Here is an 18151-nt window from a genome sequence, read left to right on the forward strand (position 1 = left end):
ACCATGACCGAGACGACCACCACCCAGACCAGCGGGAGCCCGCTCGCCGACCTGTCCGCGGCAGGTGTCTCCATCTGGTTGGACGACCTCAACCGCGCCATGCTCACCGAGGGTGAGCTCCAGCAGCTCATCGACACCCGCCACGTGGTGGGTGTGACCACCAACCCGACGATCTTCGCCAACGCCCTCTCCGACGGCGAGGCCTACACCGCGCAGGTGACGGAGCTGGCTGCGGCCGGCGCCGACGTCGACACCGCGGTCTTCGAGCTGACCACCGAGGACGTCCGCAACGCGTGCGACGTGCTGCGGCCGGTCTACGACGCCACCAACGGGGTGGACGGTAGGGTCTCCATCGAGGTCGACCCGCGGCTGGAGGACAACACCGAGGGCACCGTCGAGGTGGCCCGCAGGCTGTGGGCCGCCGTGGATCGTCCCAACCTCTTCATCAAGATCCCCGCCACCGTCGAGGGCCTCCCGGCGATCAGCCAGGTGCTGGCCGACGGCATCAGCGTCAACGTGACTCTGATCTTCTCGCTGGACCGCTACCGCGGCGTGATGAACGCGTTCCTCACGGGCATCGAGCAGGCCCGCGAGGCCGGCAAGGACCTGTCGACGATCCACTCGGTCGCCTCGTTCTTCGTCTCCCGCGTGGACAGCGAGATCGACAAGCAGCTGGATGCCATCGGCACCGACGAGGCGCTCGCGCTCCGCGGCAAGGCGGGCCTGGCCAACGCCCGACTCGCCTACCAGGCCTACGAGGAGGTCTTCTCCACGCCGCGGTGGGAGAACCTCGCGGACGACGGCGCCCACGCCCAGCGCCCGCTGTGGGCCTCGACGGGCGTGAAGAACCCGGACTACCCCGACACGATGTATGTCGATGGCCTGGTCGCTGCCAACACCGTCAACACGATGCCGCACGCCACGATGGAGGCCGCCGCGGACCACGGACAGATCACGGGCGACACCATCACCGGCACCTACGCCGACTCCCAGCAGGTGCTGGACGACCTCGAGGCGGTCGGTGTCAGCTACTCACAGGTCGTCGAGACGCTCGAGACCGAGGGTGTCGACAAGTTCGTCGCGTCGTGGAACGAGCTGCTGGAGACCGTCCAGGCCGAGCTCGACCGGCTGGGTGGCGAGAGCCGGTGAGCTCACTGTCCGTCGAGGCGCTCGGCGCCGCGGCCGACGCCGTCGAGGCCCATCTGCCCACGCTCGTCGAGGAGCGGTTCGCCTCGCGCCTGTTCGCCCAGGACGCGACCCTGTGGGGACCCGCGGCCGAGTCCGAGGCGGCGATCCGCCTGGCCTGGACGGGGCTGCACCGCACCTCCCGTCCCCTCGTCGGTGAGATCGCGGCGCTGCGCGAGGAGCTCAGGACGCGCGGTGTGCGCCGCATCGCACTGTGCGGGATGGGTGGCTCGTCACTGGCGCCGGAGGTGATCTGTGCGACCGCGGGCGTGGAGCTCGTCGTCGTCGACTCCTCCGACCCGGACATGGTCCGGGCCTGCGTGGCGGAGGACCTCGCCAGCACCGCCGTGGTGGTCTCGTCCAAGTCCGGCTCGACCGTCGAGACCGACTCCCAGCGGCGCATCTTCATCCAGGCCTTCCAGGACGCCGGGATCGACCCGACCGAGCGGGTGGTCATCGTGACCGACCCCGGCAGCGCGATGGACACCCAGGCACGCGCGGACGGCTACCGCGTGGTCAACGCCGACCCCGACGTGGGCGGCCGCTACTCCGCCCTGACCGCCTTCGGTCTGGTGCCCTCGGGACTGGCCGGGGTGGACGTCGGCGCGCTGCTCGACGAGGCCGAGGAGGTGGCCGATCTCCTGGCGGAGGACGACGCCGCCAACCCTGGCCTGCGTCTCGGGGCGGCCCTGGGCGGCACCGAGCCGTTGCGCGACAAGCTCATCCTCACCGACCGCGGCACCCCGATCGTGGGCTTCGCGGACTGGGCCGAGCAGCTCATCGCCGAGAGCACCGGCAAGGAGGGCACCGGTCTGCTGCCCGTCGTCGTCGGCAGCGGGGAGGCCTCCGAGCAGGTGGCCACCGCCTCCGACGCCAGTGTGGTCGCGCTCACGGCCGACGATGACGAGCCGGCGACCAGTGACGCCGTGCCCTCCCAGGTCAACGTCTCCGGGACCCTCGGCGCCCAGCTGTTGCTGTGGGAGGTGGCCACGGCTGTCGCCGGGCGGCTCCTGGGCATCAACCCGTTCGACCAGCCCGACGTGGAGAGAGCCAAGAACGCCGCCAGGGCGCTCATGGAGAACCCGTCCGACAGCGCCGAGCCGGCCCTGGCCACCGACGGCGCGATCGAGGTGCGCACGTCCGGGGACGCCCTGGACCCGGGCTCCTCCGGCTCCGTCGACGCGGCGGTGGACTCCCTCCTGGCGACCCTGGACCCGGAGAGGGGCTACCTCGCGGTGATGGTCTACCTCGACCGACTCGCCCATGCGGACCTCGAGTCGGTCCGTGGGGCCCTCGAGGCGCGGACCGGCCGGCCGGTCACCTTTGGCTGGGGCCCGCGGTTCCTGCACTCCACCGGTCAGTTCCACAAGGGCGGACCACCGGTGGGTGTCTACCTGCAGGTGACCGGATCGCCCCTCGAGGACGTGCCTGTTCCCGGCAAGGAGTTCACCCTCGGCAGCTTCATCGCGGCCCAGGCGGCCGGTGACGCCCAGGTGCTGGCGGACGCGGGGCGTCCGGTCCTGCGGCTTCACCTGACCGACCAGGCTGTGGGGTTGTCGCAGCTTCGCGACGTGCTGGGTCGCCGGTGAGTCCCGTCGAGGTCACCTCGGGGGGCAACCCGCTGCGGCACCCCGACGACAAGCGTCTGCCCCGGATCGCGGGGCCGTGCAGCATGGTCATGTTCGGTGTGACCGGTGACCTGGCCCGCAAGAAGCTCATGCCGGCCATCTATGACCTCGCCAACCGGGGACTGCTCCCGGCGGGGTTCTCACTGGTCGGCTTCGCCCGACGCGACTGGCGGCACCAGGACTTCGGTCGGATCGTCCACGACTCCGTCCGGGCGCACGCCAGGACGCCGTTCCGGGAGGACGTCTGGCGCAGCCTGGCGGAGGGCTTCCGCTTCGTGCCCGGCAACTTCGACGACCCGGACGCCTTCCGGGTGCTGGCCAACACGGTGCGCGAGCTCGACGAGGAGCGCGGTACGGGTGGCAACCACGCGTTCTACCTGTCGATCCCACCGGACTTCTTCGCCACGGTCTGTGAGCAGCTGCGTGTCTCGGGGCTGAGTGACCCCATCCCGGGCAGCTGGCGACGGGTGGTCATCGAGAAACCGTTCGGGCACGACCTGGCCAGCGCGCAGGAGCTCAACCGGATCGTCGAGGACGTCTTCCCGCCGGACTCGGTCTTCCGGATCGACCACTACCTCGGCAAGGAGACGGTGCAGAACCTGCTGGCCCTCCGCTTCGCAAACCAGATGTTCGAGCCGATCTGGAACAGCAACTACGTCGACCACGTGCAGATCACCATGGCCGAGGACATCGGCATCGGCGGTCGGGCGGGCTACTACGACACCGTGGGGGCCGCCAAGGACGTCATCCAGAACCATCTGCTCCAGCTGCTGGCCCTCACCGCGATGGAGGAGCCGATCGACTTCACCGCCCGGGCGGTGCGCAGCGAGAAGCTCAAGGTGCTCGCCTCCGCACGGCTCCCCGAGGACCTGGCGACGGCGACCTCCCGGGGGCAGTATGCCGCGGGCTGGCAGGGCAGTGAGCTCGTCCGGGGCTACCTGGAGGAGGACGGCGTCGGTGCCGACTCCCTCACCGAGACGTATGCCGCGATCAAGCTCGAGGTGGACACGCGCCGCTGGGCGGGGGTCCCCTTCTACCTGCGTGCCGGCAAGCGGCTCGGCAAGCGCGTCACCGAGATCGCTGTCGTGTTCAAGAGGGCACCGCACCTGCCGTTCAGCAGCACCGCCACCGAGGAGCTCGGACAGAACGCGATCGTCATCCGGGTGCAGCCCGACGAGGGGATCACCATGCGGTTCGGGTCGAAGGTGCCCGGCAGCCAGATGGAGGTCCGGGACGTCACCATGGACTTCGGCTACGGCGCCTCCTTCACCGAGTCCAGTCCCGAGGCCTACGAACGGCTCATCCTGGACGTTCTCCTGGGTGACCCTCCGCTGTTCCCCCGGCACGAGGAGGTGGAGCTCTCCTGGAAGATCCTCGACCCCGTCATCGAGCACTGGGAGAAGCACCGGGTCGTGCCGGGCACCTATCTCGCGGGCACGTGGGGTCCCGCGTCCGCTGACGAGTTGATGCGCCGGGACGGGCGCGAGTGGAGACTACCGTGATCGTCGACCTGCCCAGCACCACAACCACCGAAATCAGCAAGCGGCTGGTGGCCCTGCGTCACGCCGTCGGCGCCATGGCGATGGGGCGCGTGCTCACCCTGCTGCTGGTCACGGACGAGGAGCAGGCGGACGCGGCCCTGGAGGTCGCCAACGACGCGACGCGACAGCACCCGGCCCGGATCCTTGCGGTCGTGCGCGCGAACCGCCGCGGGGCGAGTCGGCTGGACGCCCAGATCCGCGTCGGCGGGGACGCCGGAGCGAGCGAGATCGTGATCCTGCGTCTCTTCGGCGAGATGGCCGACCACGGGGCCTCCGTGGTGACACCGCTGCTCCTGCCGGACTCCCCCATCGTCGCGTGGTGGCCCGGCGAGCCGCCCGCCGACGTGGCGACGAGCGCGCTCGGCGCCATCGCCCGACGGCGCATCACCGACGCGGGGGGCTGCGCCCGACCGGCCACGCAGCTCAAGCGCCGCGCCAAGCACTACGCGCCCGGCGACACCGACCTGGCGTGGACCCGGATCACGCGGTGGCGCGGTCTGCTGGCGGCGGCCCTGGACGAGGCTCCCTACCAGGAGGTGCAGTCCGCCGCCGTGGTGGCCGAGGCCGGGGAACCGAGCGCCGACCTGATCGCGGGCTGGCTCGCGCACGCCCTGGATATTCCTGTGCAGCGGGTCAGCAGTGCTGATGGCACGGGCATCGTGAGTGTCCGGATGGAGCGGGCGGACGGGCCGATCGACCTGGTCCGGGCGCAGGAGGGACTGTCGACCCTGTCCCAGCCGGGACGCCCCGTCCGTGAGGTGGCCCTCAGCATCCCCGAGGCCGCCGAGTGCCTGGCGGCCGAGCTCCGTCGGCTCGACGCCGACGAGATCTACGCAGCCGCGCTCACCGAGGGCCTCCCGCGTGTCTCACGCAGGGCCAAGAGCGCCGCACGAGCCGCCCGGGCCGGCGAGGTGCCCAGTGGTCCGGCTGAGGTGCAGCCTGCCTCCGCACCGTCGATGACCTCGCGAGCTCTGCGGCAGCGCACACCGGAGGAGGCGGCCCCACCCGCCGACGAGCTCCGGCAGCGGGTCGACGAGGAGCTCGAGCAGGTCTCGTCCGGAGAGGTGCGCCAGTCGCCCGATCCCGAGACCCTCGCACGAGAGGTCGCTGCCGCGGTCGCGTCGGCGGTCAAGGACGCCGTCGCCCTGCGCGGCGTCGCCCACCTCGCGCTCACCGGCGGTTCGATGGGGGCGCGCGTGGTCACCGCGCTCGCGGCCCGCAGACTGCCACGGACGACGTGGGGCAAGGTGCACCTGTGGTGGGGCGATGAGCGGTTCGTCCCCGAGGGTCACGAGGACCGCAACGACCAGCAGGCCCGCGACGCCGGGCTCGACCGCCTCCCCGTGCCGGCCGAGAACATCCACCCGGCCCCGGCGGGTGAGTCCGAGAGCGAGCTGCCGGAGGCCGCAGCGCTCTGGGCGAGCGAGCTGGCTGCTCACAGCCCGGAGGGTGAGCACTCACCACGTTTCGACGTGGTGCTGCTCGGGGTCGGTCCCGACGCGCACGTGGCGTCGCTGTTCCCGGACCGGGACGAGCTGAGTGTGACCGACCAGGTCGCCGTCCCCATCACCGGTTCCCCGAAACCACCGCCCCTGCGGCTCTCACTCACTGTGCCTGCCATCTGCCGGGCGGAGCGGGTGTGGTTCGTCGTCGCCGGTGCCGACAAGACCGCGGCGGTGGCGGCAGCGCGAGAGGCGCACGACGACCCGCACCTCCCGGCCTCCTGGGTGCGCGGCACCCGGGAGACGACCTGGTGGCTCGACGACGCCGCGGCCGGGGAGTCCTAGGGGCGGAGGTCCCGCCCGTCCTAGGGGCGGAGGTCCCGCCCGTCCTAGGGGCGGAGGTCCCACCCGTCCTAGGGGCGGAGGTCCCACCCGTCCTAGGGGCGGAGGTCCCGGGCCGTCCTAGGTGTCGGTGGTCCCGCGCCGCTCCCGCAGGGCGCTGAGTGCCTCGTCCAGCAGGTCGGCGCCGGCCTTGTCGGAGCGCCGTTCCTTCACATAGGCCAGGTGCGTCTTGTAGGGCTCGTTCCTCGGCGGCTCGGGCGGGTTGTCCTTGTCCTGACCCGCCGGGAGCCCACACCGGGGACAGTCCCAGAACTCCGGAGCCTCCTCAACGCCCTCGGCAGCAAAGCTCGGCCGGGTCTCGTGGCCTTTGCCGCACCAGTAGGACAGTTGGATCCGGGGGGCCGACTCTCCTCGTTCGGCCTCTCCCATCGGCCCCGAACCCACGCGGCTACCCCTGATCGAATTCGTCCCGACCACCGTTGGACCTCCTGCTGCTCTGCACGGAACCTGAGGGAGCAATGTAACCCGCGGTCGCACCGCGGGTCACTAGTGGGTCGGTGATCGTGGCAGCGTGTCCTGGGTGCCGCATCGTGCGACGCCCACGCGCTGGGGTCGGGTCAGGCGAAACGGATCAGGAGGCCGATGCCGACGATCGAGGCGAACCAGATGACCGACACGGCGATGGTGATCCGCGTCAGGTTGCGCTCGGCCACGGTCGACCCGCCCAGGCTGCTGGACATCCCGCCGCCGAACATGTCGGACAGGCCACCACCGCGGCCCTTGTGCATCAGGATCAGCAGCACCAGGAACGCGCTGCTCAGCACGAGCAGCACATCAAGGAAGATCCGGACCACGTCCACTAGCGCACACCTCACGTCGGGTCGGGCCAGGTCGGCCCGGGTTCAGGAGCAGGTACCAGGGTAACTCACGCGTAGGGCCCCGAGGGGCTCGGACCCGCAGAGGGTCTCGGGCGCGTCAGCCACCCACGTGCTGCTGGTAACGGCAGATGCTGGCGAAGTCGTCGACGCTGATCGAGGCCCCTCCGACGAGCGCACCGTCCACGTCCTCCTCCGCCATGATCGAGGCCACGTTGCCGGGCTTGACCGACCCGCCGTAGAGGATCCGGACCGCATCGGCCGTGTCACCGGTGGTCAGCTCCGCGATCCGGGTGCGGATCGCCGCACAGACCTCCTGGGCGTCTGCAGGGGTGGCCACCTCGCCCGTGCCGATCGCCCAGACCGGCTCGTAGGCGACGACCAGGTTCTTGACGGTGGCTGCATCCAGCCCCTGCAGTGCGGCATCGACCTGGGCCAGCACGTGAGGCACCTGCTCTCCCGCCTGACGGACCTCCAGCGGCTCACCCACGCACACGATCGGCACCAGCTCGTGCTTCAGCGCGGCCCGCACCTTGGCCGCGACGACGTCGTCGGTCTCTCCGTGCAGCTGACGACGTTCGCTGTGACCGACGACGACATACGTGCAACCCAGCTTCGCGAGGAAAGCACCGGAGATCTCACCGGTGTAGGCGCCGGCGTCGTGCTGCGACAGGTCCTGGGCACCATAGGACAGCTCCAGCCGGTCACCCTGCACGAGGGTCTGCACCGACCGCAGGTCGGTGAACGGCGGCAGCACGACGACCTCGACGGCTGCGAAGTCGTGCTTGGCGTCGCGCAGGCTCCAGTCGAGCTTCTGCACCAGGTGGGTGGCCTGGAGGTGGTCCAGGTTCATCTTCCAGTTGCCCGCCATCAGCGGGATCCGTGTCGCCATCAGTCCTCCAGCACTTCCAGTCCGGGGAGGGTAGCGCCCTCCAGGAACTCCAACGAGGCCCCACCTCCGGTGGAGATGTGTCCGAACTCGTCGTCCGAGTGGCCGAACTGGCGCACCGCAGCCGCACTGTCCCCGCCCCCCACGACCGTCAGGGCGTCGTGGGCCGCGGTGATGTCGACCAGTGCCCGGGCCACCGCCCGGGTCCCTGCGGCATACGGCTCCATCTCGAAGGCACCCATCGGGCCGTTCCAGAAGACGGTCCGTGCGTCGGCGAGCTTCTCGGCGAAGAGCCGGGCTGAGTCCGGACCGATATCCAGGCCCAGCCGGTCTGGCGGGATCTCGTCGGCAGGCACCACGTCGTGGTCCGCCTCCGCCGAGAACTCGGTGGCGGCGACGATGTCGGTCGGCAGCACGATCTCGACACCGGTCTCCTCGGCGGTCCGCAGATAACCCCGGACGGCCTCGACCTGGTCCTCCTCGAGCAGGCTCCGGCCCACCTCGTGGCCCTGAGCCCGGAGGAAGGTGAACACCATGCCCCCACCGATGAGCAGACGATCCGCCTTGGCCAGCAGGTTGTCGATGACGCCCAGCTTGTCGCTCACCTTCGCGCCACCGAGGACCACGGCGTAGGGCCGCGCGGGATCCTCGGTCAGCCGCTTCATCACCTCCACCTCGGTCCGCACCAGGCCGCCGGCCGCGGCGGGCAGGAGACGGGCGATGTCGAAGACGCTCGCCTGCTCCCGGTGGACCACACCGAAGCCGTCGCTGACGAAGGCGTCCGCGAGGCCGGCAAGCTGCTCGGCGAACTCGCGGCGCTCCTCAGCCGTCGGGGCGGTCTCGCCGGCGTTGAAGCGCAGGTTCTCCAGCAGGAGCACCTGACCGTCCTCCAGGGCCCCGACCGCTGCACGCGCGGACTCCCCCACCGTGTCGGTGGCGAAGGCGACCGGCTGTCCGAGCAGCTCCGCCAGCCGGGTGGCCACCGGCTGCAGGGAGTACTTCTGGTCGGGCTTGCCCTTGGGGCGGCCCAGGTGCGCACAGACGATGACACGCGCCCCCTGCGAGGAGAGCTCCTGCAGGGTCGGGACGGAGGCGCGGACGCGCCCGTCGTCGGTGATGGCACCCGCATCGTCAAGCGGCACGTTGAGGTCGCTGCGGACCAGGACCCGGCGACCCCTGAGGTCACCGAGGTCGGCGATCGTCTTCACGGTGTCGCGGCTCAGAGGGAGCTGCCGACCAGCACGGTCAGGTCCACCAACCGGCTGGAGTAGCCCCACTCGTTGTCGTACCAGCCGACGACCTTGACCTGGTTGCCGATCACGCGGGTCAGCCCGGCGTCAAAGATGCAGGACGCGGGGTCGCCCTCGATGTCCTTGGACACGATCGGGTCCTCCGTGTAGCGCAGGATGCCCTTCAGGTCGCCCTCGGCGTGGCTGCGCACCGCGGCGTTGACCTCCTCGACCGTGACCTCGCGGCTGGCCTCGAAGGTGAGGTCGGTGGCCGAGCCGGTCGGGGTCGGGACGCGGAGGGCGAAGCCGTCGAGCTTGCCCTGGAGCTCGGGCAGGACCAGGCCGATGGCCTTGGCCGCACCGGTGCTGGTCGGCACGATGTTGAGCGCTGCCGCGCGGGCGCGCCGCAGGTCCTTGTGCGGGCCGTCCTGCAGGTTCTGGTCCGCGGTGTAGGCGTGGATGGTGGTCATCAGGCCCTTGACGATGCCGAACTCCTCGTGCATCACCTTGGCCATCGGGCCGAGACAGTTCGTGGTGCAGGACGCGTTGGAGATGATGTGGTGGTTCGCCGGGTCGTAGTCACCGTCGTTGACCCCCAGGACCACGGTGAAGTCCTCGTTCTTGCCGGGCGCCGAGATGATGACCTTCTTGGCCCCGCCGTCGATGTGCGCCTTTGCCTTGGTGGCATCGGTGAAGATGCCCGTGGACTCGATGACGATGTCCGCGCCCAGGTCTCCCCACGGCAGGGCGGCCGGGTCCTTCTCGGCGAAGGCACGGATGGCCTTGCCGTCCACGGTGATGGCCTCGTCGGAGGAGGAGACCTCGACACCCAGCCGGCCCAGGATCGAGTCGTACTTCAGCAGGTGCGCCAGGGTCGCGTTGTCCGTCAGGTCGTTGACGCCGACGATCTCGACGTCCGCACCCGACGCGATGACCGCGCGAGCGAAGTTGCGGCCGATGCGGCCAAAGCCATTGATGCCTACGCGAACGGTCACGTGACCAGCCTCCCAATCTCATCCTGCACCTGTGCAGGCTCGTGAACGGTGGAAATCGTCTCCCCCCAACCTATGGGATGGGGGTCCTGCACGGGCAACCGGCCCGGAGGGCCAGGGAACCCTCAGTCCTCCAGCATCTCGGCGGTCAGTCCCGCCTCGGTGCCGTCGATGCCCAGGTCCTCGGCGCGCTTGTCCGCCATCGCGAGCAGGCGCCGGATCCGGCCGGCGACCGCGTCCTTGGTCATCGGCGGGTCCGCCAGCTGGCCGAGCTCCTCGAGCGAGGCCTGCTTGTGCTCGACCCGCAGCAGCCCGGCCACGCGCAGGTGGTCCGGTGCCTCCTCACCAAGGATCTCCAGGGCCCGCTCCACGCGGGCACCCGCCGCCACGGCCGCCCTGGCCGAACGCCGCAGGTTGGCGTCGTCGAAGTTGGCCAGCCGGTTCGCGGTCGCGCGCACCTCTCGGCGCATGCGACGCTCCTCCCACGCCAGGACCGCTTCGTGGGCACCCAACCGGGTGAGCATCGCCCCGATGGCGTCGCCGTCACGCAGCACCACCCGGTCGACCCCGCGGACCTCACGTGCCTTGGCGCTGATGCCCATCCGACGGCCGGCCCCCACGAGCGCCAGGGCAGCCTCCGGGCCCGGGCAGGTGACCTCCATCGCGGACGATCGGCCGGGCTCGGTGATGGAGCCGTGCGCCAGGAACGCCCCGCGCCAGGCGGCCTCGGCGTCACAGACCGAGGCCCCGACGATGCGCGGCGGGAGCCCGCGGACAGGTCGACCACGGTGGTCGATCAGACCGGTCTGGCGGGCCAGGGACTCCCCGTCGGAGGTGGCGCGGACCACATAGCGCGTGCCCTTGCGGAGGCCGCCGGGTCCCATCACGACCATCTCGCTGCTCGAGCCGTAGACCTCGGCCATGAAGGCGCGCAGCCGCCGCGCCACCTGAGCCGTGTCGACCTCGGCCTCGATCACGATGCGTCCGCCGATGATGTGGAGGCCACCGGCGAACCGCAGCATCGTCGAGACCTCCGCCTTCTTGCAGCAGGTCTTGGTGACGGGCAGTCTGCTCAGCTCGTCCTTCACCCGGGCTGTCATCGCCATGGTGCCCCCCTTTGAGGTCCGGGTCGTCCGTCGTGCCGGTTCAGCCACCGAAGATCACGTCCCGGTAGGCCGCGGCAAGCCGCAGGGTGTCGTGTTCCCGCGGTCTCCGCATCTTACGCACTGGTGTCACGACGAGCTCAGCCCCGATGCCCTGCGCGACCTCGCGCAGGGCACGCTCCTCGCTGCGCACGACCGCTGGGTCAGCGATCACGTAGTCGACGGTGAGGTCCGGGGCGTGGGCCGAGAGCACCTCCACGTGCTCGGCCGGAGAGAACCCCTGGGTCTCGTCGTCGTCGAGTCCCACGTTGAGAGTCAGGATCTTCCGCGCCGGGGTGCCCACCAGGGCCTCCTGGAGCTCTGGGACGAGCAGGTGCGGCATGACCGAGGTGAACCAGGAGCCGGGGCCGAGGATCACCCAGTCGGCGAGCTTGATGGCCTCGATGGCCGGTCGCGACGCCGGCGGCTCGTCCGGCAGGATCCGCACGCTCACCACCCGGCCGGGGGTCTTGGCGACGCGCGACTGCCCCTTGACCACAGTGATCTCGTCCGGAGCAGCGGGATCGGCCCCGACGACCGTGGCCTCGATCTCCAGCGGGACCTCGCACATGGGTAGGACGCGCCCGCGGGTGTTGAGCAGCCGACCCACCAGGTCCAGGCCGCGGACCGGGCTGTCGAGCAGCTCCCACAGACCCATGATGAGCAGGTTGCCCAGGGCGTGTCCGGCCAGCTCGCCGTTGCCGCCCAGGCGGTGCTGGAGCACGGCCGTCCACTGGTGCCCCCACGCCGTGTCCTCACAGAGGGCGGCCAGGGCCATGCGCAGGTCGCCGGGCGGGAGGATGCCGAACTCGTCGCGCAACCGGCCGCTCGAGCCACCATCGTCCGCGACGGTCACGACGGCGGTGATCTCCTCCGTCAGGTGCCGGAGGGACTGCAGGGAGGCGGCCAGCCCGTGTCCGCCGCCCAGGGCGACGACGCGGGGGGCGCTCACTCGCGCCCCAGGTCGCGATGGAAGGTCGTGATCGCGACCCCGGCGCGCCCCTCGAGCCGCCTGACCAGCTCCTCCGTGACAGCGACGGACCGGTGCTTGCCACCGGTGCAGCCGACCGCGACCGTGACATAGCGGCGCCCCTCGCTGAGGTAGCCGTCGATCGCGATGCTCAGCATGCTGGTGACCGCGTCGAGGTAGGCGTCCACGCCCTGCTGCCCGAGCACGAAGTCCCGGACCTGCGGGTCCCGACCGGTGTAGGCCCGCAGCTCGGGCTGCCAGTAGGGGTTGACGAGGAAGCGCAGGTCCAGCACGATGTCGGCGTCCAGCGGGATGCCGTACTTGAAACCGAAGGAGAGCACGGCCATCCGGAGCCGGACCGTCACGTCGGTGTTCAGCAGCTCGTCGACAGCCAGTCCGAGCTGGTGCACGTTGTAACCCGTCGTGTCGATGACGACATCGGCCCCGGAGCGGATGTCGCCGAGCATCCGGCGCTCCTTGTGGATGCCGTCCAGGAGCAGACCGTCGCCCTGCAGGGGGTGGGGGCGGCGAACGCTCTCAAAGCGACGGACGAGCGCCTCGTCCGTCGCGTCCACGAAGATCGTGCGAGGACGGTAGCCCTTGTCGCGCAGCGCCGCGACGCCCTTGCTCAGCTCAGTGGTGAAGTCCCTGCTGCGGACATCGATGACGGCCGCGACCTTCTGCGGCCGGACGCCACCGGAGACGACCTCGACGAGGTCGACGAGCATCTTCGGCGGGAGGTTGTCCACGACGTACCACCCGCGGTCCTCCAGCACATTGGCCGCCGTCGAACGTCCGGCGCCGCTCATCCCGGTCAGCAGCACCAGCTCCCGCGCACGGCGGCGGCTCCCGTCGCTGCCCGGGTCCTCCCCGGCGCGGACCGCGGGCCCGCCCAGGGGGCCGGACGGAGCGGTGGTGCGGGACGCCGCATCCGCGTCGACATCGGTCATTGAGCTCTCCCTCAGTCCAGAACTTCACCGGTGGCCAGGTTAACGCCCGGAGCCCGTTCGGTCGCCTCGCCCGTCAACCTCTCGTGCACCGTGGCCGCCAGGCCCGGACCGATACCGGGCACCCCTGCGAGGTCCTCGATCGAGGCCTGCTCGATGCGTTTCACCGAGCCGAAGGCACGGAGCAGTGCCTTCTGCCGCGCCGGGCCCAGGCCGGGGATGCCGTCCAGCCTGCTGGAGACCATCGACTTGGAGCGTCGCTGCCGGTGGAAGGTGTTGGCGAACCGATGGGCCTCGTCGCGCACGCGCTGCAGGAGATAGAGTCCCTCGCTCGTGCGGGGCAGGATGACGGGATACTCCTGCGCAGGCACCCAGATCTCCTCCAGCCGCTTGGCCAGGCCGATCACCGACACGTCATTGATGCCCACCTCGCTCAGCGCGGCCGCTGCCGCGTTGACCTGCGGGAGGCCTCCGTCCACCACCACCAGATTGGGTGGGTACGCGAACCGCGCGGGCCGACCGTCCGGCGTGACCGGCTGGCCCTCGTCCTCGGCGGCAGGTGCGTTCAACAGGTGCCGGAACCGTCGGGTGAGCACCTCGTGCATCGCGGCGGTGTCGTCGGACGTGCCGTGCCGGACGATGAAGCGGCGGTACTCGCTCTTGCGCGGCAGACCGTCCTCGAAGACGACCATCGAGCCGACGACGTCGGTGCCCTGCACGTGGCTGATGTCGAAGGACTCGATCCGCAGCGGTGCCTCATCGAGCTCGAGGACGTCCTGCAGCTCCTGGAGCGCCTGGCTCCGGGCGGTCAGGTCGCCCGAGCGGGCCACCTTGTGGCGCGCCAGTGACTGCTGCGCGTTGCGGGCGACGGTCTCCAGGAGCGCCCGCTTGTCCCCACGCTGCGGCACGCGCACCTGCACCCGGGCGCCGCGCAGCCCGCTGAGCCACTCCTCGACGCTGGCCCGCGCCGGCGGCTCCACGGGCACCAGAACCTCCCGGGGGACGCCCTCGGGGGACTCGCCGCCGTAGACCTGCTGCAGCAGGTGCTCGACGATCTCGGCGAGGTCCTCGGCGCCCTTCTCGCTGACCCATCCGCGCTGGCCGCGCACCCGCCCGCCCCGCACGTGGAAGACCTGGAAGGCGACCTCCAGCTCGTCGTCGGCGAGCGCGAACACATCGGCGTCGGTGGCATCCGGGAGCACGACGGCCGACTTCTCCAGGGCCCGCTGCAGGGCGACGATGTCGTCACGCAGACGCGCGGCGGTCTCGAAGTCCAGCTCCTTGCTCGCTGCGCGCATGCGTTGCTCGAGGTCCTTGACGAAGCGTCCCGTGTTGCCGGCCATGAAGTCGCAGAAGTCCTCGGCGATCTCCCGGTGCTCCTCCGCGGACACCCGGTCGACACAGGGTGCCGAGCACTTGTCGATATAGCCGAGGAGGCACGGCCGTCCCACCTGGCTGGCCCGCTTGAACACCCCCTTGCTGCAGGTACGCATCGGGAACACGCGCAGCAGCTGATCGAGGGTCTCGCGGATCGCCCACGCGTGCGCGTACGGCCCGAAGTACCGGGTGCCTGGCTTCTTCGCGCCACGCATCACCTGGGCCCGGGGGTACTCCTCCCCCATGGTCACGGCCAGGTAGGGGTAGGACTTGTCGTCGCGGTACTTGACGTTGAAGCGCGGGTCGTACTCCTTGATCCAGGCGTACTCGAGCTGCAGCGCCTCGACCTCGTTGCGGACGACCGTCCACTCGACCGACGCTCCGGTCTGGACCATGGAGCGTGTGCGCGGGTGCAGGGCCGCCAGGTCCTGGAAGTAGGAGCTGAGGCGCGACCGGAGGGAGATCGCCTTGCCGACGTAGATGACCCGACCGTGCTGGTCCCGGAACCGGTAGACACCCGGCTCCGTCGGGATCTCCCCGGGGCGAGGGCGGTAGGTGGAGGGATCTGCCATGGGTCAGGCGGACCGCCCTCGGGCGCGGGAGGGTTGCCGGGCGCCGCGGCCGCGCTCGAGCAGCGGTGCCAGGAACCGGCCGGTGTGGCTGGCCGGGTCGGCCGCGACCTTCTCCGGGGTGCCCTGGGCGACCACCGCGCCCCCGCCGCGACCGCCCTCGGGGCCCAGGTCCACGACCCAGTCGGCGCTCTTGATGACGTCGAGGTTGTGCTCGATGACCAGGACCGTGTTGCCCTTGTCGACGAGGCCCTGGAGCACGCCCAGGAGCTTGCTGATGTCCTCGAAGTGGAGTCCGGTCGTCGGCTCGTCCAGGACGTAGACGGTGCGCCCGGTCGAGCGCTTCTGCAGCTCGGCGGCGAGCTTGACGCGCTGCGCCTCGCCGCCGGAGAGGGTCGGTGCCGGCTGCCCGAGCCGGACATAGCCCAGCCCCACCTCGACGAGGGTCCTCAGGTGCCGCGAGATCGCCGGGACGGCGGCGAAGAAGTCGGCCGCCTCCTCGATCGGCATGTCGAGCACGTCGGAGATCGTCCGCCCCTTGAAGTGCACCTCGAGCGTCTCCCGGTTGTAGCGCGCGCCGTGGCACACCTCGCACGGCACATAGACGTCCGGCAGGAAGTTCATCTCGATCTTGAGCGTGCCGTCACCGGAGCACGCCTCGCACCGACCGCCCTTGACGTTGAAGGAGAAGCGCCCGGGCAGGTAGCCCCGCACCTTGGCCTCGGTGGTCTCGGCAAAGAGCTTGCGGATGTTGTCGAACACCCCGGTGTAGGTCGCCGGGTTGCTCCGCGGGGTCCGGCCGATCGGCCCCTGGTCCACGTGGACGACCTTGTCCAGGGACTCCAGGCCCTCGACCCGCTTGTGCCGCCCGGGCACCTGCCGGGCCCCGTTGAGCCGGTTGGCCATGACCTTGTAGAGGATGTCGTTGACCAGGGTGGACTTGCCGGACCCCGAGACGCCGGTGACCGCCACCAGGTTGCCCAGCGGGAAGGCGACATCGATCCCCTGCAGGTTGTGCTCGTGGGCACCGACGACCTTGACGTAGCGGCCGTCCTGACTCCGCCGCTTCGCGGGCAGACCGATCTCCCGCCGCCCCGAGAGGTAGGCGCCGGTCACCGACGTGTCGTGCTCCATGAGCTCCCGCACCGACCCGGAGTGCACGACCTGACCACCGTGCTCGCCCGCTCCGGGCCCGATGTCGACCACCCAGTCAGCCGCCTCGATCGTGTCCTCGTCGTGCTCGACGACGATGAGGGTGTTGCCGAGGTCCCGGAGCCGGGTGAGGGTCTCGATCAGCCGGTGGTTGTCCCGCTGGTGCAACCCGATGGAGGGCTCGTCCAGGACGTAGAGCACCCCCACCAGACCCGAGCCGATCTGCGTCGCGAGGCGGATGCGCTGCGCCTCACCGCCCGACAGGGTCCCGGCGGGTCGGTCCAGGGAGATGTAGTCGAGTCCGACGTCGAGCAGGAAGCCGAGCCGGGACTGCACCTCCACCATCACCCGCTCGGCGATGTGTGCCTCCCGCTCGGTGAAGTCCACCGTCCGCAGGAAGTCCGCGCACTGGTCGATGGGCAGCGCGCACACCTCGGAGATGTTCCGGCCACCCACGGTGACCGCCAGGATCTCGGGCTTCAGCCGGCTGCCCCGGCAGACCGGGCAGGGCACCTCCCGCATGTAGGACTCGTAGCGCTCGCGGCTGGTGTCGGAGTCGGTCTCGGCGTGCTTGCGCTTGACGTAGGGGATGACGCCCTCGAAGCCCGTGCTGTAGGCCCGCTCCCGCCCGAAGCGGTTGCGGTAGCGCACGTGGACCTTGTGCTTGTAGCCGTGCAGGATGGCGTCCCTCGCCCGTCCCGGCAGGGCGCGCCACGGAGTGGTCAGGTCGAACTTGAGGTCCTCGCCGAGCCCACCGAGGACCCGGACGAAGTAGTCGCTGATGCCGTGCGCCGTCGACCAGGGGGTGATGGCGCCGTCCAGGATCGAGGCGTCCTCGTCGCGGATGACCAGCTCGGGGTCCACCTCCAGCTCCACACCGATGCCCGTGCACGACGGGCAGGCGCCGAACGGGCTGTTGAAGGAGAACGAGCGGGGCTCGATCTCGTCGATGGCCAGCGGGTGGTCGTTGGGGCAGGCCATCCGCTCGGAGAAGCGCCGCTCGCGGGGCCGTCCCTCCGGGTCGTCGTCCGGGATGTCGACGAACTCGATGAGGACGAGCCCGCCCGCCAGGCCCAGCGCGGTCTCGACCGAGTCCGTCAGCCGCTGCTTGGCCTTGCGGTCCTCACCCTTGGCCACCAGCCGGTCGACGACCACGTCGATGAAGTGCTTCTTCTGCTTCTCCAGGGTGGGCGGCTCGCTCAGGGACGCCACCTCACCGTCCACGCGGACCCTCGAGAAACCCTTGCCCTGTAGCTCGCTGAACAGCTCGACATACTCGCCCTTGCGCGAGCGCACGACCGGGGCCAGCACCTGGAAGCGGGTGCCCTCGGGCAGCTCGAGGAGCTTGTCCACGATCTGCTGCGGGGTCTGCCGGGCGATCGCCTCGCCACAGACCGGGCAGTGCGGGTGGCCGATCCGCGCGTAGAGCAGGCGCAGGTAGTCATAGACCTCGGTGATGGTGCCGACGGTCGAGCGGGGGTTGCGGTTGGTGGACTTCTGGTCGATCGAGACCGCCGGGGACAGTCCCTCGATGAAGTCGACGTCCGGCTTGTCCATCTGCCCCAGGAACTGGCGGGCATAGGCCGACAGGGACTCGACGTAGCGCCGCTGACCCTCCGCGAAGATCGTGTCGAAGGCGAGGGAGGACTTGCCCGAGCCACTCAGCCCGGTGAAGACCACCAGCGAGTCGCGTGGGATCTCGACCGAGACGTCCTTGAGGTTGTGCTCGCGGGCGCCCCGCACGACCAGCTGGTCATGACGGGGCGTGAGGGAGGTGGCGGGAGTCGTGGATGGCACGCTCTCGATGGTAGGTCCTGCCACTGACAGTACCCACGTCGCGAGAGGGCCTCCGCACGGCCGAATGACAAGTT

14 protein-coding genes are annotated in these 18151 nt (G+C 70.5%); 4 read left to right on the forward strand and 10 right to left on the reverse strand.

What is annotated here, in order from left to right; genetic code table 11:
- The first annotated feature begins 3 nt into the window (after positions 1–3).
- From tal to pgl, 4 genes are read left to right on the forward strand one after another with little or no spacing between them, the layout of a single operon-like run.
- On the forward strand, positions 4–1149 hold the full coding sequence (tal, locus tag DA085_RS02945) for a transaldolase (RefSeq protein ID WP_109471534.1): 1146 nt from the start codon (positions 4–6) through the stop codon (positions 1147–1149).
- Positions 1146–2774, forward strand: coding sequence for a glucose-6-phosphate isomerase (locus DA085_RS02950; protein WP_109471434.1), 1629 nt, complete (start codon positions 1146–1148; stop codon positions 2772–2774). The genes tal and DA085_RS02950 overlap by 4 nt, the downstream gene beginning before the upstream one ends.
- Positions 2771–4315, forward strand: a complete 1545-nt coding sequence (gene zwf, locus DA085_RS02955) for a glucose-6-phosphate dehydrogenase (RefSeq protein ID WP_109471435.1) — start codon at positions 2771–2773, stop codon at positions 4313–4315. Before DA085_RS02950 ends, zwf begins: the two co-directional genes overlap by 4 nt.
- Positions 4312–6141, forward strand: coding sequence for a 6-phosphogluconolactonase (pgl, locus tag DA085_RS02960; RefSeq protein ID WP_109471436.1), 1830 nt, complete (start codon positions 4312–4314; stop codon positions 6139–6141). The genes zwf and pgl overlap by 4 nt, the downstream gene beginning before the upstream one ends.
- Positions 6142–6258: 117 nt before the next feature.
- On the opposite strand, the gene DA085_RS02965 is transcribed toward pgl, so the two are convergent.
- From DA085_RS02965 to uvrA, 10 genes are all read right to left on the reverse strand, one after another.
- Positions 6259–6615, reverse strand: a complete 357-nt coding sequence (locus tag DA085_RS02965) for an RNA polymerase-binding protein RbpA (RefSeq protein ID WP_109471437.1) — start codon at positions 6613–6615, stop codon at positions 6259–6261.
- Positions 6616–6755: 140 nt separating this feature from the next.
- A complete protein-coding gene (secG, locus tag DA085_RS02970; RefSeq protein WP_109471438.1) occupies positions 6756–6998 on the reverse strand; it encodes a preprotein translocase subunit SecG in 243 nt (80 codons plus the stop codon).
- Positions 6999–7113: 115 nt separating this feature from the next.
- Positions 7114–7905 carry a triose-phosphate isomerase gene (tpiA, locus tag DA085_RS02975; RefSeq protein WP_109471439.1) on the reverse strand — a complete coding sequence of 264 codons (792 nt, stop codon included), beginning with the start codon at positions 7903–7905 and terminating at the stop codon, positions 7114–7116.
- Entirely contained in the window at positions 7905–9110 is a 1206-nt protein-coding gene (locus DA085_RS02980) for a phosphoglycerate kinase (protein WP_109471440.1), read from the reverse strand. Before DA085_RS02980 ends, tpiA begins: the two co-directional genes overlap by 1 nt.
- Positions 9111–9121: 11 nt before the next feature.
- On the reverse strand, positions 9122–10126 hold the full coding sequence (gene gap, locus DA085_RS02985; protein ID WP_109471441.1) for a type I glyceraldehyde-3-phosphate dehydrogenase: 1005 nt from the start codon (positions 10124–10126) through the stop codon (positions 9122–9124).
- Between the two features lie 122 nt (positions 10127–10248).
- Positions 10249–11229 (reverse strand): DNA-binding protein WhiA, encoded by a 981-nt coding sequence (gene whiA, locus DA085_RS02990; RefSeq protein ID WP_109471442.1) that lies wholly within the window; start codon positions 11227–11229, stop codon positions 10249–10251.
- 40 nt (positions 11230–11269) lie between these two features.
- Positions 11270–12217, reverse strand: a complete 948-nt coding sequence (locus tag DA085_RS02995; protein WP_109471443.1) for a gluconeogenesis factor YvcK family protein — start codon at positions 12215–12217, stop codon at positions 11270–11272.
- Positions 12214–13185 (reverse strand): RNase adapter RapZ, encoded by a 972-nt coding sequence (gene rapZ / locus DA085_RS03000; protein WP_109471444.1) that lies wholly within the window; start codon positions 13183–13185, stop codon positions 12214–12216. Before rapZ ends, DA085_RS02995 begins: the two co-directional genes overlap by 4 nt.
- 11 nt (positions 13186–13196) lie before the next feature.
- On the reverse strand, positions 13197–15131 hold the full coding sequence (gene uvrC / locus DA085_RS03005) for an excinuclease ABC subunit UvrC (RefSeq protein WP_109471445.1): 1935 nt from the start codon (positions 15129–15131) through the stop codon (positions 13197–13199).
- 3 nt (positions 15132–15134) lie between these two features.
- Positions 15135–18077, reverse strand: coding sequence for an excinuclease ABC subunit UvrA (gene uvrA / locus DA085_RS03010; protein WP_237565270.1), 2943 nt, complete (start codon positions 18075–18077; stop codon positions 15135–15137).
- Positions 18078–18151: the final 74 nt, after the last annotated feature.

Source organism: Ornithinimicrobium cavernae, from assembly GCF_003121625.1.
Taxonomy (GTDB): Bacteria; Actinomycetota; Actinomycetes; order Actinomycetales; family Dermatophilaceae; genus Ornithinicoccus; species Ornithinicoccus cavernae.

Coding starts and splice junctions, on each gene's coding strand:
- uvrC (WP_109471445.1), bottom strand. CDS start 15,131: ATGGCAGATCCCTCCACCTACCGCCCTCGCCCCGGGGAGATCCCGACG.
- tpiA (WP_109471439.1), bottom strand. CDS start 7,905: ATGGCGACACGGATCCCGCTGATGGCGGGCAACTGGAAGATGAACCTG.
- rapZ (WP_109471444.1), bottom strand. CDS start 13,185: ATGACCGATGTCGACGCGGATGCGGCGTCCCGCACCACCGCTCCGTCC.
- whiA (WP_109471442.1), bottom strand. CDS start 11,229: ATGGCGATGACAGCCCGGGTGAAGGACGAGCTGAGCAGACTGCCCGTC.
- tal (WP_109471534.1), top strand. CDS start 4: ATGACCGAGACGACCACCACCCAGACCAGCGGGAGCCCGCTCGCCGAC.